Below are 15876 nucleotides of genomic sequence, written 5' to 3' on the forward strand. Positions count from 1 at the left end.
TCTAATTGATCTCGATTTACTTGTGTATTTTTAGTAAGCATTTCAATATCACCTCGATATTCTATGACATAATTATACAAAAAATGTCGACAAAATCCTTTAAAAAAGGATTTTGTCGACAGTCTGAGAGACCTTTAAGGTCTCTTTTTGTATTGGTTTCTAATTTTTATTGCTTTTACTGGGTCATCAGTAATTATTGTTGTACATTTAATATTAAAGAGTCTATGCATATCTTTTTCCTGGTTTACTGTATAAGGTCGTACGGCAATGCCATTTTCCATCGTTTTTTGGATAATTTGATCGGAAATGGTGGTATGCTTCGGATGGAGTCCTTTTGCCCGGATTGATTGACAATAAACCCAAGGCATAAAGATGCCTTCTAAAAATAGAGGAGCTGTTTCAATCTCTGGTGCTAAGCGGTATGAATGGACAATGCTATAATGATTAAATGAGGAAAAAATAATCCGATTATCTAAATGAAATTTTCTTACGAGATGAATGACCTTTTCTTCCATACCATCATAAGGAAATCGGTTATTTTTAAATTCAATATTACATATTAGCTGATTCGATGACATCCATTCGAGAACTTCTTTTAAAGCAGGTATAGGTTCTTTTCTCCCTCCTTTTTTATTGGTATTGAGTTGACGTAATTCCTTATAAAATAAGTCTTTAACAAATCCAATTCCATTGGTTGTCCGGTCCACTTTTTCGTCATGGATAACGACCACTTCACCATCTTTTGTTAACTGTACATCCAATTCAATGCCGTCCGCCCCAGCTTTTTCTGCTGCAACAAATGCACTCATCGTATTTTCCGGATAAGCAGAGGAATAGCCACGGTGAGCAAAAATTTGCGTCATTTTCTCACACCCTAATTTAAAATGTGAAAGTAAGTCAAAATGGATCTCTAAAGTAGCTGATCTATATGCATTCCATATTTTTATTCAAAGTTGATGTAATTGGTAAAACAAAATCAAAAAACAAATCAGAAAAAGCGCATTCGCCCTGGTAGCGGCGAATTATTCTAAAAAATGATCACTATTCGGTAGTAAATGTTAGTGTTGCCGCAACCTTCCTTGCGATGCGCTATAACTAAAGATAAAGGAAACATAAAGAGACGAAGGCAATTCGATGTCGACTAATATTAATACTGAGAGCGAAGGACTCGAGATGCGGAGACGATTGTACTAGACATAACTCAATATGGAGTATATACGTTCTTGTTATATAAAAAAGCCTCATTGCTGAGACTTTTTTATAATCATTTCTTTCAAGAAGCCTTATGCTCCAAGCGAAGTTTGTCTGCTACCATCGCGATAAATTCTGAATTTGTTGGCTTTGCTTTAGACATACTTACTGTATATCCAAATAAAGAAGAAATAGAATCAATGTTACCACGGCTCCAGGCAACTTCAATAGCGTGTCGAATTGCCCTTTCTACACGACTGGCAGTTGTGTTATATTTTTTGGCAATATCCGGGTATAATACTTTCGTGATTGAACCAAGAAGCTCAATATCATTGAACACCATTGCAATAGCTTCACGTAAATATAAATACCCCTTAATATGTGCAGGAACTCCGATTTCATGAATGATACTTGTAATGCTTGCATCCAGATTCTTGGGTTTTGATTCAGCCTGAGGACGATAACTTGATGCTGGAGCTTTCCGAGAAGAAAAAGCAGTTCTGCTGCCGCTTACTTGACGAATATGATTTCCTAGATTCTCCATGTCAAATGGTTTGAGGATAAAATAGGATGCCCCAAGCTCTACAGCTTTTTTCGTAACATCTTCCTGCCCAAAAGCTGTAAGCATGATTACATTTGGAAGAACTCCCTTTTTCATATCTCGAAGCCTTTCAAGTACTGCCAGCCCATCAAGATGCGGCATAATAATATCTAATACAAGGACATCTGGATCAGTTGAACTTAATAAATTCAAACATTCCTGTCCATTATGGGCTATTCCTACTACCTCCATATCGTCTTGAGAAGCAATATAATCCTCTAACATACTAACTAATTCTCTATTGTCGTCCACGACACAAACTTTAATTTTCTTCAACTCCGGTTCCTCCTCAACATATCATAAACTCTGTTTTCCATAACCTTTATCTTCTAATTCTATTCTAAATAAGAAATTCGACAATGCAACAAAAATTCCTTTCATTTTTTAATTTTTCTCAAATTAGTAATATTATCTTATCTTTTCTTCGTATTTCTCGTTTTTTCGACGAAATACGCTATTATCCTAATTTTTTACTCTTTTTGTTAAATATCCATTATAAAAAAAAGAAGCAAAATAGGGGAATTTATCCTATTTTGCTCATTTCTTTAACTTGCTTTATTTTTTGGTGTTTCATATATGTTAATTCCGGCCTCATTAAGCATCCACTCAATGTGAACACCATAGCCTGAGGTTGGATCATTTACAAATACATGGGTCACCGCACCAATAAGTTTTCCATTTTGAATAATCGGACTACCACTCATTCCTTGGACTATTCCACCAGTTTTTTCCAAAAGTCTAGGATCCGTTACTTTAATAACCATTCCCTTAGTAGCTGGAAATTTTTGTGGAATGGTACTTACTATTTCTACATTAAATTCTTCAACCTTGTCATTATTAACCACTGTTAATATTTTTGCTGGCCCTTCTTTCACTTGATGAGATAAAGCAATCGGTAATGGTTTATCCAATATCCCATTTTTTAACTCTTTCTTTAACTCGCCAAAAATTCCAAACGGACTGTTCTTTTTTATATTTCCAACTATTTCACGATCATTTGAAAATCGGGCCAATTTTTCACCAGGGTCACCGTTACTTCCTTTTTCAATGGAAGTGACGGTTGAGCGAACAATTTGACCGTCTTCCACTACAATTGGCTGCTTTGTATCCATGTCAGAAATAACATGTCCTAAAGCTCCATATTTTCTTGATTGTGGATGGTAAAATGTCATGGTACCAATCCCTGCTGCTGAATCCCTTATATATAAACCAAGTTTGTAGTTTTCTTCCCCTTTTTCCTTTAATGGGGTTAATTTAGTTTTGAATTTCCCACTATCACGGCTTATAACCAAATCTAACGGTTTTCCATCTTTACCCGCTTCCTGAACATAAGATGCGACATCTGTCATTTTTTCAATCTTATTTCCATTTATTTCGGTAATAATATCCCCGACTTTAATGCCTGCCAATTCTCCAGGAGATTTTTTTCCTTCTTCCGTATTCACTAAATGGTGACCAACAACTAGCACTCCTACTGTATTTAATTTTACACCTATAGACTGGCCACCTGGAATAACTCGGAAATCTTTAAGTACATTGACATCCACTTTTTTGACGGGGATTCCGGCAAATTCTAATATCATCTCATCTTTGCCTTGTTCTGATGCATTTAATGTAACTGAATTTTTATCCTGTTCAAGTGAAATTGTTGAATCTTTAGAAACTAAAGCAGCTGAAACCGGAGCAGCTACTTTAAAGGTATATTCCTGTCCTTCAAAAACAGTTATACTTTTAGGTAGACAAAAAAACTGCCTCATGGGCTGAAAAAAAATTAGGCTAACTAATGAAACAAGGAGAATTCCACCAATAGTTTTTCTAATAATTTCCAATTTCAAACTCTTCACTCTCCTCGCTTCTTGTTCTACATTACAAATGGCTACAATTATAATTTTGCCTCCTTGACAACCATTTATAACTTCGTACAATATAAAAAAGCTACCCAAGTTGGGTAGCTTTTCAAGATTTTTTATATTTTACAGCTAATTGTAATAATTCACTAGCATGCTGCCTAGTTAAATCGGTAATTTCAGCACCAGAAATCATCCGTCCAATTTCTTTAATTTTCTCATCCTCTTGTAATTTTCTAACAGATGTTGTCGTTCTGCCATCTTTAATATTCTTTGAAATAAATAAATGATTATCTGCCATAGCTGCGACCTGTGGTAAATGGGAAATACATAATACTTGTGAATTATTCGCTACTTTATAAATTTTTTCAGCAATTGCTTGAGCCACTCTTCCACTAACACCCGTATCGACTTCATCAAAAATTATTGATGTGACTCCTTGATGTTTAGAAAAGATGCTTTTTAGTGCGAGCATAATACGGGATAACTCCCCACCAGAAGCCACCTTTGACAATGGCTTTAATGGTTCACCAGGATTAGTTGAAATATAAAATTCCACATAATCTGAACCTGTTTTTGAAAAATGATGTAAATCAGTCTCAAAACGAATTTCAAAAATAGTTTTTTCCATATATAGATCTTTTAATTCTTTATGTATGAGCTCTGTTAACTTCCTTGCCCATTTTTGACGAAGCTCTGTTAATTGTTTTGCCTCGAGAGCTAGGTCTTTTTCTATGGAAGATAACTCCTTTTCTAATTCTCCAATAAATGTTTCTTTATTTTGAAGTGTTTCGATTTCCTCTTCAATTTTTGCAGCATATTCTAATATTTCATGTATTGTCTTTCCATATTTTCGTTTTAATTGGTTTATTTCATTTAAACGATCTTCGATTTCATTTAATCGTTCTGGATCAAATTCCAATACTTCCATTTCATTTCTAATTGCCCGGCCTGCATCCTCCAATTGATAATAACAATTGGAAACAGCCTCATATAAGTCTTTGTATGTGGAGTCCAGAGAGGCAGCATTTTCTAAATGGCCCATTGCCATTCCAAGCCAATCTAACCCTTTTTGTTCACCATTTAATGCAGAATAACTTAATTGAAAAGCCTCGAAGAGTTTTTCAAAATTCACCAATTTTCTTTTTTCACTCATTAATTCTTCATCTTCGTCCAGCTTTAAATTAGCTTTTTGGATTTCGTTAAATTGAAATAAAATTAAATCCAACCGATGAGCCATTTGCTGGTCATTTTCACTTAACGCCTTAAGCTTTTGGCGCGTTTGCTCGTATTTGCGAAAAAGTTCCTGATATACCTCAAGTGAAGAAGTGATTTCTTCTCCTCCAAATTGATCAAGGAGTGGTAAATGTTTCGTTTCATCCATTAATTCTTGATGCTCATGCTGGCCATGGATATCAACAAGAACTGCACCAATTTCTCGAAGAGTGGAAATGGTAACCAACTTTCCATTAATACGGCACACACTTTTTCCTGTTCGAGAGATATCACGGCGCAAAATGACCATGCCTTCCTCAATATCAATACCGAATTCTAATGCTTTTGCATATACTGGGTGTTGAAGATCGTCAATTTGAAACAAACCTTCAATCTCCGCTTTTTCCTCGCCGTGGCGGACAAATTCGGAAGATCCTCGCCCACCTACCAGTAAATGAATCGCATCAATAATAATTGATTTCCCCGCTCCTGTTTCTCCAGTTAAAACAGTTAGCCCTTTATCAAATGAGATAGAAAGCTTTTCAATAATGGCGAAATTTTTTATCGATAATTCTGCTAACAAGAAGAACTCCCCCAATTAAAGCATATCAAGAAATCTTTTTGAAATTCCTTCGGCATGTTCTGGTGTACGACAAATTATAAGTATAGTATCATCTCCGCAAATCGTTCCTAAAATTTCATCCCAGTCCAAATTGTCAATTAATGCCCCTATGGCCATAGCATTTCCAGGCAGGCATTTCATAACGAGTAAATTTCCTGCAGAATCAATACGAATAAATGCATCAACTAAGGCTCTTTTTAATTTTTGTAATGGGTTAAACCTTTGGTCGGCTGGAAGACTGTATTTGTATCTTCCATCACTTAATGGCACTTTAACAAGATGCAATTCTTTTATATCTCTTGAAACGGTAGCTTGAGTGACATTATAGCCCGCATTTTTTAGTTCATCTACCAATTCATCTTGTGTTTCTATATCATTACTGGCTATAATCTCTCTTATTTTAATATGGCGCTGTCCTTTATTCATTTTTTCACTCCTAAAATCCTCAATTATTAATGAGCACTTCTACCCATATGTTAGCCGATTTTTAAAGGTTTGTACAATGAATTCTTTTATAAAAATACATATATATACATTAAATAGGATAGGCACCTTAACATATTGCGACTCTAAAAGTCAGATGATTGTTTTATTCGTACATCCGTGTTCGAATATAATACCATTCTAGATGTCAAAAATTCACCTCATATCTAAAATAAAAAGGATAAGCACCCTGGCTTATCCTTTTTATTGTTGTTTTGTTCGAAATTCTTTATGTGCGTCTTTTACGATTTGTGAAGGATCAACAGGTAATTCATATCCCCCTTTATCCCGTTCTCCTTCCCATTTCAGATGCAGTAAAAATTCGATATTTCCATCTCCCCCGGTTATAGGAGAATAAGATAAATTTGCTACTGTATATCCTTGCTGAATGGAAAAATCAATAATTTTTTCAATTACTTGAAGATGAACTTTTTCATCTCGGACTATTCCTTTTTTTCCTACCTGCTCTCTTCCTGCTTCAAATTGAGGCTTTACTAGAGCAATAATGTCACTTCCAGGAACAAGCAAATTTTTTAATACAGGTAAAATTAGTGTCAATGAAATAAAAGAAACATCGATTGTAGCGAAATTAGGCATTTCATCGGTTAGATCAGCGGGTGTTACATAACGGAAGTTGGTTCGTTCCATCACAACAACTCGTTTATCTTGACGTAGCTTCCAGGCTAATTGATTATACCCCACATCCAATGCGTAAGATTTTTTTGCTCCATTTTGGAGGGCACAATCCGTAAATCCACCTGTTGAGGCACCAATATCAATGACCACTTTATCCATCACATTGACATCAAACACTTTTAGTGCCTTTTCAAGCTTCAATCCTCCCCTGCTTACATAGGGCATAACATTACCTTTTACATTGATCGGGATATCAATTTTTACTTTTTCACCGGGTTTATCCAACCTTTGTTCACCTGTATATACGATTCCAGCCATGACTGCTCGTTTTGCTTTTTCCCTTGTTTCAAATAATCCTCTTTCAACTAATAATACATCTAAACGCTCTTTCGTTTTCATCAGTTTAAGCCCTTTTTTGTTTTTTTCTTGCAAGTACCGAAACCCTTTTAACTACTTCTTCGGTTGTTAATCCAATTTCTTCTAACAATGAAGAGACATCTCCATGTTCAATAAATTTGTCTGGTATACCCATTCTATCAATTTGAACCTGATAATACCCTTTAGAATGGGCATACTCTAATACATAGCTCCCAAATCCTCCTTGCAAGACCGCTTCTTCAATCGTTAAGATTGGCATATTTTCATCCAATAAACTAGTCAACATAATTTCATCCATCGGTTTTATAAAACGGGCATTTACAACTTTAACAGATATGCCCAGTTTTTCAAGTTGCTCTGCCGCTTTCATAGCCATTGGAATGGTAGTACCAAAGGTGAGAATGGCAGCATCCTCTCCTTCTCTTAGTACTTCCCAAGTTCCGATAGGAATGTTCTGTAATTCTTTATCTAAAGGTACACCAACCCCATTCCCCCGAGGGAACCTCATTGCAATTGGACCATCATCATAATTTAATGCCGTATAGACCATATGCTGACCTTCGTTTTCATCTTTTGGCATCATTAAGATGATATTAGGAATATGTCTTAAGAATGCAATATCAAATACTCCTTGATGAGTTTCCCCATCTGCTCCAACAAGTCCAGCTCGGTCTATCCCAATAAATACATTTAGATTTTGCCGGGCAATATCATGGACTACCTGATCATACGCACGTTGCAAAAATGTGGAGTAAATGGCCAAATATGGCTTCATATTTTGTGTCGCCAATCCTGCTGCCATTGTGGCTGCATGTTGTTCAGCTATCCCCACATCATACATACGGTCAGGAAACTCACTCGCAAACCCTTCTAGTTTAGAGCCAACCGGCATAGCAGGTGTAATCGCCACAATTCGTTCATCATCCCGTGCAAGTCTACGAACAGTTTCACTTACTAGACTACTCCATGCAGGCGGCTGCTTTTTATTTGGTTTAACAAAATCACCAGTATCCATTTTATAAGGGCCTGTACCATGCCAAGTACCTGTTTTATCCGATTCAGCAGGATGAAAACCTTTCCCTTTCTTAGTAATGACATGGAGGAGGATTGGCCCTTCAGTCTTTTTCGCATAGGCGATATTCTCAAACAAATCCTCGAAATTATGCCCATCAACGGGTCCCAAATAGGTAAAACCTAATTCTTCAAAAAACATCCCAGATACAAATAAATATTTAAGACTATCCTTAACCCGTTCAGCGGTGGCAGCTAATTTACCACCTACAGCCGGTATTTTCTTTAATAAGAATTCCAATTCATCTTTTACCCATTGGTATTTACCAGCCGTACGCAACTGTCCTAGAATATTATGCAAAGCTCCTACATTCGGAGCAATCGACATTTCATTATCATTAAGAATAACAATCATATCTTTTTTTTCATGTCCAATATGATTAAGTGCCTCTAAAGCCATTCCGCCAGTTAAAGCACCATCACCAATTACAGGGACGACAAAATAATTTTCCTTTTTTAAATCTCTGGCAATGGCCATACCCATCGCTGCAGAAAGAGATGTGGAGCTATGACCGGTTTCCCAAACATCATGCTCACTCTCTGCCATTTTAGGAAATCCGCATAGGCCTTTGTATTGCCTTAAAGTATCAAACTCGCATGCACGTCCTGTTAGTATCTTATGAACATATGATTGGTGGCCAACATCCCATATTATCTTATCCTTAGGACTGTTAAAGCATTTATGTAATGCAATCGTTAATTCAACCACTCCTAAATTCGGTCCTATATGACCTCCAGTTACAGACAGCTTTTCAATAAGGAATTGGCGAATTTCTTTACTTAAAGATTCCAGCTCTTTAATAGACAGACCCTGTAAAAAGGATGGGTCTTTAATTTTTAATAGATCCATTTATGGACCACTCACTTTCATGCTTTTTCTATCTTACCTAAGCTGTTGTATTTCTCATTTCTTAAATGAGGACTCACTTCTTAAAAAAGAGCCGCTAACACGACAGTGATAACGGCATTGTCTACTTTTATACATTGATTAAAATTATAACATACTAATTTCTCTGCCTCAAATAGCTGTATACTAACGGTCACGTGACGCGATTAAATCCGTTATTTCTAGGAGCAGGTTCGTGGATAATCCAGATTTCTGTAAATGGATCTTTGCCTGTTCAATTTGATGTTCCAAAGCAGCCTTTGCCCCTTCTAACGTTAATAATTTTGGATATGTACTTTTAAGATTGACTGTATCACTACCAACAGGTTTGCCAATCAATTGTTGATTTCCAATTAAATCTAAAATATCATCTTGTATTTGAAATGCCAACCCGAGATGATAAGCAAAAGCAGAAAGACAATCTAATTGTTTCTGATCAGCTCCTGCTAAAATGGCACCAGCCAATACGCTAAATTCTAAGAGTTTTCCTGTTTTGTGGATATGGATATACTCCAATTCCTCCAAATTTAAAGATTTTCCTTCTCCTTCCATATCTGCAACTTGTCCACCAACCATTCCTTCTGAACCAGCTGCTTTTGCCATTTCTAAGACCAATTTCAACTTAATTTCTGGAGATGCAATTTCATCCGGGATGCTACTCATCACCTCAAAGCTATATGTTAATAAAGCATCACCTGCAAGTGTTGCAATTGCATCCCCAAATACTTTATGATTGGTTGGTTTTCCTCTTCTAAGATCGTCATTATCCATACTAGGCAAATCATCATGGATTAAAGAATATGTATGGACCATCTCGATCGCACACGCAGCAAGCAAGCCATTTCTAGGGTTAACGCCAAATGCATCTAAGGCTGCGAATAGCAATAATGGGCGAATACGCTTACCTCCTGCTTCAAGAGAATACATCATCGATTCCTTAAGAATGGCAGGAGCATTAAGCTTTTCAATCAAATGACGCAATTCGTGTTCAAGTAGCTGTTTATATTCTGCAGCAAATATATTTAATTTCTTGAGCTTCAAAACTATTCCTCCTCATTGATTGAGAAAACTTCCTTGCGTCCATCCTCCGTTATTATTTGTGTCAACTGCTTTTCGGCACTTTTTAATTTGTCATGGCAAAGCTTGGAAAGCTCCATCCCTTCCTTATAATAAATTATTGCCTCCTCAAGAGGAATGTCTCCCTCTTCCAACTTTTCAACAATTTGTTCAAGCTTCGCCATTGCCTCTTCGAATGTTATATTTTTTTCATTCGTCACTTTTGTCGCTCTCCTTTATTTTCTCCACTTTACAAAATAGACTTCCATCCGCCAGCTGAATCTTAACATTATCCGATACTTTGACTTGATCTATACTTTTAACAAGATGATTATCTTTTGTATAGGCTAAACTGTACCCTCTCTCCATAATCTTTAAAGGGCTTAGTGCCTGTAAGGTTGTAATCATTCGCTCAAAATCTGATTTCTTTTTTGAAAGAACTTGCAATAAAGCCTTGTTTATCTCTTTTTGTTTCCGTTCAAAATTATGCTTAGATTCGCTAAATACTTTTTTTGGATGATTTCTTTCAAGACGCTTATGTAGAAGCATTTGACTCTCTTTTTTAATCTTAAATAAACGAATGGTTCCTCGATTTATAGCTTCTGTCAGTTTATCCAAATGCTCAAGCTTTTGTTCATAAAGACGCTCTGGATAGCGAAAAATAGGAGACTTTTGAACTCGGTTAAACCTTTCTTTTTCATACCTAAATTTTTCCTGCATGGCTCTTAGTAACCGGGTTTGTCTCTGCAGGACCCGTTCCATCAGTTCCTCAATATGAGGAACTGCAAGTTCAGCTGCTCCCGTAGGAGTAGGGGCTCTCATATCGGCAACAAAATCAGCAATTGTAAAATCTGTCTCATGACCAACTGCAGAAATAATGGGAATTGTAGAGGCATAAATAGCACGAGCGACTATCTCCTCATTAAATGCCCATAATTCCTCAATTGAACCACCACCACGCCCTACAATCAATACATCTATATCCCCGATATTATTTGCCTTTTCAATCGCATTTACAATGGAAGGAGCTGCATTTTCACCTTGTACAAGTACAGGGAAAACGAGGATGTTTCCAATTGGGTACCGCCTTTTAATCGTTGTAATAATATCTCTAATAGCTGCACCAGTCGGGGAAGTGATGACACCGATCGTTTTAGGATATAAAGGGAGAGTTTTTTTTGCTTCAGGTGCAAAAAGACCTTCCTCATCTAATCGTTTTTTTAATTGTTCATAAGCGAGAAATAATTCACCAATACCATCGGGTTGCATTTCTTTAATATATATTTGATATTGTCCACTCGATTCGTAAACGGTAATTTCTCCCTTAACAATCACCTTCATTCCATTTTCGGGAAAAAACTTCATCGTTCTTGAATGGCTAGCAAACATAACAGCTAGAATTCGTGCCTTCTCATCCTTTAAGGTAAAATACATATGACCGCTGGAATGTTGTTTAAAATTAGATATTTCTCCTCGGACATGTATATCGCGTAAATGCGGATCCGCATCAAACTTTCTCTTTATGTATTTAGTTAAAGCACTAACAGATAAATACCTTTGTTCCTGCATAGTTACTCCTCTTCGGACCGTTAGAATAAAATTGCCCTTATCCAAAATAGCGCCAATCCTTTCGTCAGGATGATACTTTTTATAAAAGATAAGGGCAATTTTTCATTTAGCGATTAATACTTTCAGCCGCTGATTTAAGGGTATTGTACATCAACATAGTGATTGTCATTGGACCTACTCCTTTTGGTACAGGAGTAATGTAGCTCGCTTTTTTACTTACCTCATCAAAGGCAACATCTCCGCATAGCTTTCCAGCTTCGTTACGATTAATACCCACATCTATTACGATGGCTCCTTCTTTCACATGGTCTGCCGTAATAAAATTTGGTATTCCAACAGCTGCCACAAGAATATCAGCTTGTTTGGTATGTACCTTTAAATCTTTTGTGCGGGAATGACAATAAGTTACTGTTGCATGTTGATTGAGAAATAACTGGCCAGCCGGCTTACCAACAATATTACTTCTTCCAACTACTACCACATGCTTTCCTTCTATAGATATTCCAGTTTCTTCTAAAAGAACCATAATTCCATAAGGTGTACAAGGCAAGAACGTATTCTGTCCAGTCATCATCCGTCCTATATTTATCGGATGAAATCCATCAACATCTTTATTCGGTGAAATAGACTCTATTACTTTAGTTTCATTAATATGTGCTGGCAGAGGGAGCTGAACCAAAATGCCATGAATTTGGGGATCATGATTTAATTCTTCAATTCTTGAAAGCAATTCATCCTCTGAGACTTCTTCAGGCATCTCGATTAACACAGAATTCATCCCAAGTTCTTGGCATGTTTTTTGTTTATTTGTTACATAAGTTCGTGATGCATGATTATTACCAACGAGAATAACAGCCAAACCAGGAGTTACTCCTTGACTCTTTAGTCTTTTTACTTCTTCAGCAATTTCCTGTTTTTTCTTTTCAGCAATTTCTTTTCCGTTAATGATTACAGCGGTCATCTTACATGTCCTCCCCTAGTTTTTTAATGATTCTATTCCTTATGAAGTTTTTGTTTCACCTTTGAGAGTATTGCATTCACAAATTTGTTTGATTGGTCATCACCAAATTTTTTGGCAATTTCTATTGCCTCATCCAAAATAACCTTTTCTGGAACTTCATCATGTAAAAACTTTAATTCATAGACAGCCATTCTTAAAATATTTCGATCGACAGTTGCTAACCGGTCAAGGGTCCATTTTTCAAGATTGTCAGCAATCAATTGATCAATTTCACTTCTATGTTCCACTACACCTAAAACAAGTCTGGATAAATAATCATCTCCTGCCTCCTCTTCCAAAACATGTTCAATTGCTGCTTTTGGTTCGCTTCCTGCGACATCAATTTGAAAAAGGGCTTGTAATGCCTTTTCCCTAGCTGTTCTTCTTTTCATTATGCCTTTAACTCCTTTAGAGAAATTAAATAATTTATATACTATTATTTTTAATAATCATTTTAGCTTACACATAAAAAGATAATAGCATAAGTAAAAATGATTCGCACTCAAGAATTCCAAGAATTGATGAAAATAAACAGAAAAACCAAAGGAGTAATTCCTTTGGCTTTTTTGTTCTATACTTCCTCTTCAATTACCGTTTCTTGTTTCACGGTTTCAAACTGAACTCCAACCACATGAATATTTACTTCCTCTGGTTCTAATGCAGTCATATTAAGTAATGCTTGACGAATGTTTTCTTGAATTTTTCCAGCAACAGATGGGATGGAAATGCCGAATTTCATCAAACAATATACGTCAATTTTTATTCCTGTTTCAGTAAGCTCAACTTTTACACCTTTACCATGATTCTTTTTTCCTAAACGCTCTACAACTCCTGCAGCAAAATTTCCACGCATACCTGCAACGCCTTCCACCTCAGAGGCTGCAATGCCGGCTATTACTTCAATTACTTCAGGTGCAATTTCTATTTTTCCGAGCCCATTATTCCCTTGTTCCATTTCTAAAATATTCATTTCATTCATCAACTTACACCTCCATTTTGATTATACTGGTTTCATTACATCATACATCTCAAGAAACTTCGTATTAAATTGACCTTCTACGAATTTTTCATGTTCGAGAAGCTTTAAATGGAATGGAATCGTTGTATGAATACCTTCAACTACAAACTCACTTAAAGCTCGTTTCATTCTAGCAATAGCTTCTTCCCTTGTACTACCGTACGTTATAACCTTTGCGATCATGGAATCATAATAAGGCGGTATTGTATATCCAGGGTATGCAGCTGAATCGACACGAACTCCCAGTCCACCAGGCGGTAAATACATGTTGATTTTTCCTGGAGAAGGCATAAAGTTCTTTTCCGGATTTTCTGCATTAATTCTGCACTCAATCGACCATCCATTAAATGTCACATCTGCCTGGGTTAAGGATAATTTTTCACCGTTAGCAATCCGAATTTGCTCTTTAATGAGATCCACTCCGGTAACCATTTCTGTTACAGGGTGCTCTACCTGAATCCTTGTATTCATTTCCATAAAATAAAACTTTCGATTACGATAATCATAGATAAATTCCACTGTACCAGCACCTGAATAATTAACGGCTTTTGCCGCTTTAACCGCAGCTTCTCCCATTTCTGCTCTAATTTCGCCATCTAGGGCTGGTGAAGGAGTTTCCTCTAACAGTTTCTGGAGTCTGCGCTGAATCGAACAATCTCTTTCACCTAAATGAATGGTATTGCCGTAATTATCCGCAAGAATCTGGATTTCAACATGACGAAAATCTTCAATATATTTTTCAATATAAACGCCAGGATTTCCAAAAGCGGTCGCAGCCTCCTGTTGGGTTATATTAATACCTTTTATTAATTCTTGCTCATCTCTGGCCACGCGGATACCTTTACCGCCTCCGCCTGCTGTCGCCTTAATAATGACAGGGTATTCGATCTTTTTAACAAGCTCTAAAGCTTCATCAATATCATTAATAATTCCTGTAGAACCTGGAACAATTGGAACCCCTGCTTCCCGCATCGTCTCTCTGGCAATATCTTTTGTACCCATTTTTGTAATTGCTTCAGGACTAGGGCCAATAAATGTAATATTACATTCTCTACATAACTCTGCAAAATCAGCGTTTTCTGCCAAGAAGCCATAACCAGGATGGATTGCATCACATCCAGTTAGCTTTGCAATGCTGATAATATTAGTAATATTTAAATAACTATCCTTTGATGGTGTAGGACCAATACAATAAGCTTCATCAGCCAGTTGAACATGAAGGGCATCGCGGTCTGCTTCGGAATAAACTGCCACAGATTCAATCCCCATCTCACGGCAGGCACGAATGATCCTTACTGCAATTTCTCCTCTGTTTGCAATTAACAGTTTTTTCAACATCCAGTTACGCTCCTTATTCAGGCTTTACTAAAAATAATGGCTGCCCGTATTCAACTAATTGTCCATTTTTGACTAGAACTTCCACAATTTCGCCATTAACTTCAGCTTCAATCTCATTAAATAATTTCATCGCTTCTACAATACAAACAATCGAATCTTTTGTTACCTTAGAACCCGGTTTGACATAATCTTCTGCATCTGGGCTTGGTGCAGAATAAAATGTTCCAACCATTGGTGAAGTAATTTTATGTAAATTAGCTGAGTCTGCAACGGAAACTTCTTCTTTCTTCGGTGCTTCCTGCTTTGTTTCTACTTCGTTAACTGGGGAAGCTGCCGGAGACGGAGTTGTTTGAATAGCAGCTGGTGTTGGTGTAACTGTCGGCTGAACAACAGGCTGAACGAGTGTTTGAGTAACCCCTCCATTTTTTTTCATTTGAATTTTCGAACCTTCATTTTCATATACAAATTCATCAATACTTGATTGGTCAACTAATTTTATCAATTCACGAATTTCTTGTACCTTTAACATTTAAGTAACACCCCTTGGACCTCTTTATTTATGACTAGCTACTATAACTATACGATAATACCATGTATCAGTTCAATAATCTAAATAAAACCTAAATACAATTTCATTTTATCCTTTCCCATTATCTTAATGTTTTTTGAATGAAATGTGAATTTTTAATAGTTTAATCATTTTGGGCCACAATAACAATATGCTTTCTAATCTAATCGAGTAGGAGGGGGTGATTAACCCCCGTCCTCTCACACCACCGTACGTACGGTTCCGTATACGGCGGTTCAATCAAGATAAATGACGCAAGAATTCATAACGTTTCTGTAGACTTTTAAGCCCTTGGTTACTCCAATAGGAGTTTCCAAGGGTTCTGTGTAATATGGGACTTTTTGAGATTCGCCAATAACCTTTACGACTGTTCCCCCATTCATAAGCTTTCCATTCA

General features: G+C 36.6%; 15 protein-coding genes and 1 pseudogene. All 16 read right to left on the reverse strand.

The window, feature by feature from the left end; all coding sequences use genetic code 11:
• Positions 1-134 precede the first annotated feature (134 nt).
• Positions 135-863, reverse strand: coding sequence for a glycerophosphodiester phosphodiesterase (locus GZA11_RS14525; RefSeq protein ID WP_038536041.1), 729 nt, complete (start codon positions 861-863; stop codon positions 135-137).
• A 410-nt stretch (positions 864-1273) separates the two neighbouring features.
• Entirely contained in the window at positions 1274-2068 is a 795-nt protein-coding gene (gene spo0A, locus GZA11_RS14530; RefSeq protein ID WP_038536042.1) for a sporulation transcription factor Spo0A, read from the reverse strand.
• Positions 2069-2337: 269 nt separating this feature from the next.
• The gene (gene spoIVB / locus GZA11_RS14535) at positions 2338-3627 is read right to left on the reverse strand and encodes a SpoIVB peptidase (RefSeq protein WP_163184263.1); all 1290 of its coding nucleotides are present in this window, start codon (positions 3625-3627) and stop codon (positions 2338-2340) included.
• 121 nt (positions 3628-3748) lie between these two features.
• Positions 3749-5437, reverse strand: coding sequence for a DNA repair protein RecN (gene recN, locus GZA11_RS14540; protein WP_038536046.1), 1689 nt, complete (start codon positions 5435-5437; stop codon positions 3749-3751).
• Positions 5438-5452: 15 nt separating this feature from the next.
• A complete protein-coding gene (gene ahrC, locus GZA11_RS14545; protein WP_038536048.1) occupies positions 5453-5902 on the reverse strand; it encodes a transcriptional regulator AhrC/ArgR in 450 nt (149 codons plus the stop codon).
• Positions 5903-6163: 261 nt separating this feature from the next.
• Positions 6164-6994 (reverse strand): TlyA family RNA methyltransferase, encoded by an 831-nt coding sequence (locus GZA11_RS14550; protein WP_163184264.1) that lies wholly within the window; start codon positions 6992-6994, stop codon positions 6164-6166.
• Between the two features lie 4 nt (positions 6995-6998).
• On the reverse strand, positions 6999-8894 hold the full coding sequence (gene dxs, locus GZA11_RS14555; RefSeq protein WP_163184265.1) for a 1-deoxy-D-xylulose-5-phosphate synthase: 1896 nt from the start codon (positions 8892-8894) through the stop codon (positions 6999-7001).
• 183 nt (positions 8895-9077) lie between these two features.
• On the reverse strand, positions 9078-9971 hold the full coding sequence (locus GZA11_RS14560) for a polyprenyl synthetase family protein (protein ID WP_038536050.1): 894 nt from the start codon (positions 9969-9971) through the stop codon (positions 9078-9080).
• A gap of 2 nt (positions 9972-9973) precedes the next feature.
• Positions 9974-10207, reverse strand: coding sequence for an exodeoxyribonuclease VII small subunit (locus GZA11_RS14565; RefSeq protein WP_038536051.1), 234 nt, complete (start codon positions 10205-10207; stop codon positions 9974-9976).
• A complete protein-coding gene (xseA, locus tag GZA11_RS14570; RefSeq protein WP_038536052.1) occupies positions 10197-11555 on the reverse strand; it encodes an exodeoxyribonuclease VII large subunit in 1359 nt (452 codons plus the stop codon). The genes GZA11_RS14565 and xseA overlap by 11 nt, the downstream gene beginning before the upstream one ends.
• Positions 11556-11661: 106 nt before the next feature.
• Positions 11662-12516, reverse strand: a complete 855-nt coding sequence (gene folD / locus GZA11_RS14575) for a bifunctional methylenetetrahydrofolate dehydrogenase/methenyltetrahydrofolate cyclohydrolase FolD (RefSeq protein ID WP_163184266.1) — start codon at positions 12514-12516, stop codon at positions 11662-11664.
• Positions 12517-12548: 32 nt separating this feature from the next.
• On the reverse strand, positions 12549-12947 hold the full coding sequence (gene nusB, locus GZA11_RS14580) for a transcription antitermination factor NusB (RefSeq protein WP_038536056.1): 399 nt from the start codon (positions 12945-12947) through the stop codon (positions 12549-12551).
• Positions 12948-13126: 179 nt separating this feature from the next.
• Positions 13127-13534 (reverse strand): Asp23/Gls24 family envelope stress response protein, encoded by a 408-nt coding sequence (locus GZA11_RS14585; RefSeq protein WP_038536059.1) that lies wholly within the window; start codon positions 13532-13534, stop codon positions 13127-13129.
• 21 nt (positions 13535-13555) lie between these two features.
• Positions 13556-14911: an acetyl-CoA carboxylase biotin carboxylase subunit gene (gene accC / locus GZA11_RS14590; protein ID WP_163184267.1), complete on the reverse strand. Its 1356-nt coding sequence runs from the start codon at positions 14909-14911 to the stop codon at positions 13556-13558.
• 13 nt (positions 14912-14924) lie between these two features.
• Complete coding sequence (accB, locus tag GZA11_RS14595) at positions 14925-15440, reverse strand: acetyl-CoA carboxylase biotin carboxyl carrier protein (RefSeq protein ID WP_038536062.1); 516 nt, start codon at positions 15438-15440, stop codon at positions 14925-14927.
• Between the two features lie 279 nt (positions 15441-15719).
• Positions 15720-15876, reverse strand: a pseudogene (locus GZA11_RS16790) (group II intron reverse transcriptase/maturase); the annotation flags it as partial.

Origin of the sequence: Neobacillus sedimentimangrovi (assembly GCF_010614825.1) — a bacterium.
Lineage (GTDB): Bacteria > Bacillota > Bacilli > Bacillales > Cytobacillaceae > Neobacillus > Neobacillus thermocopriae.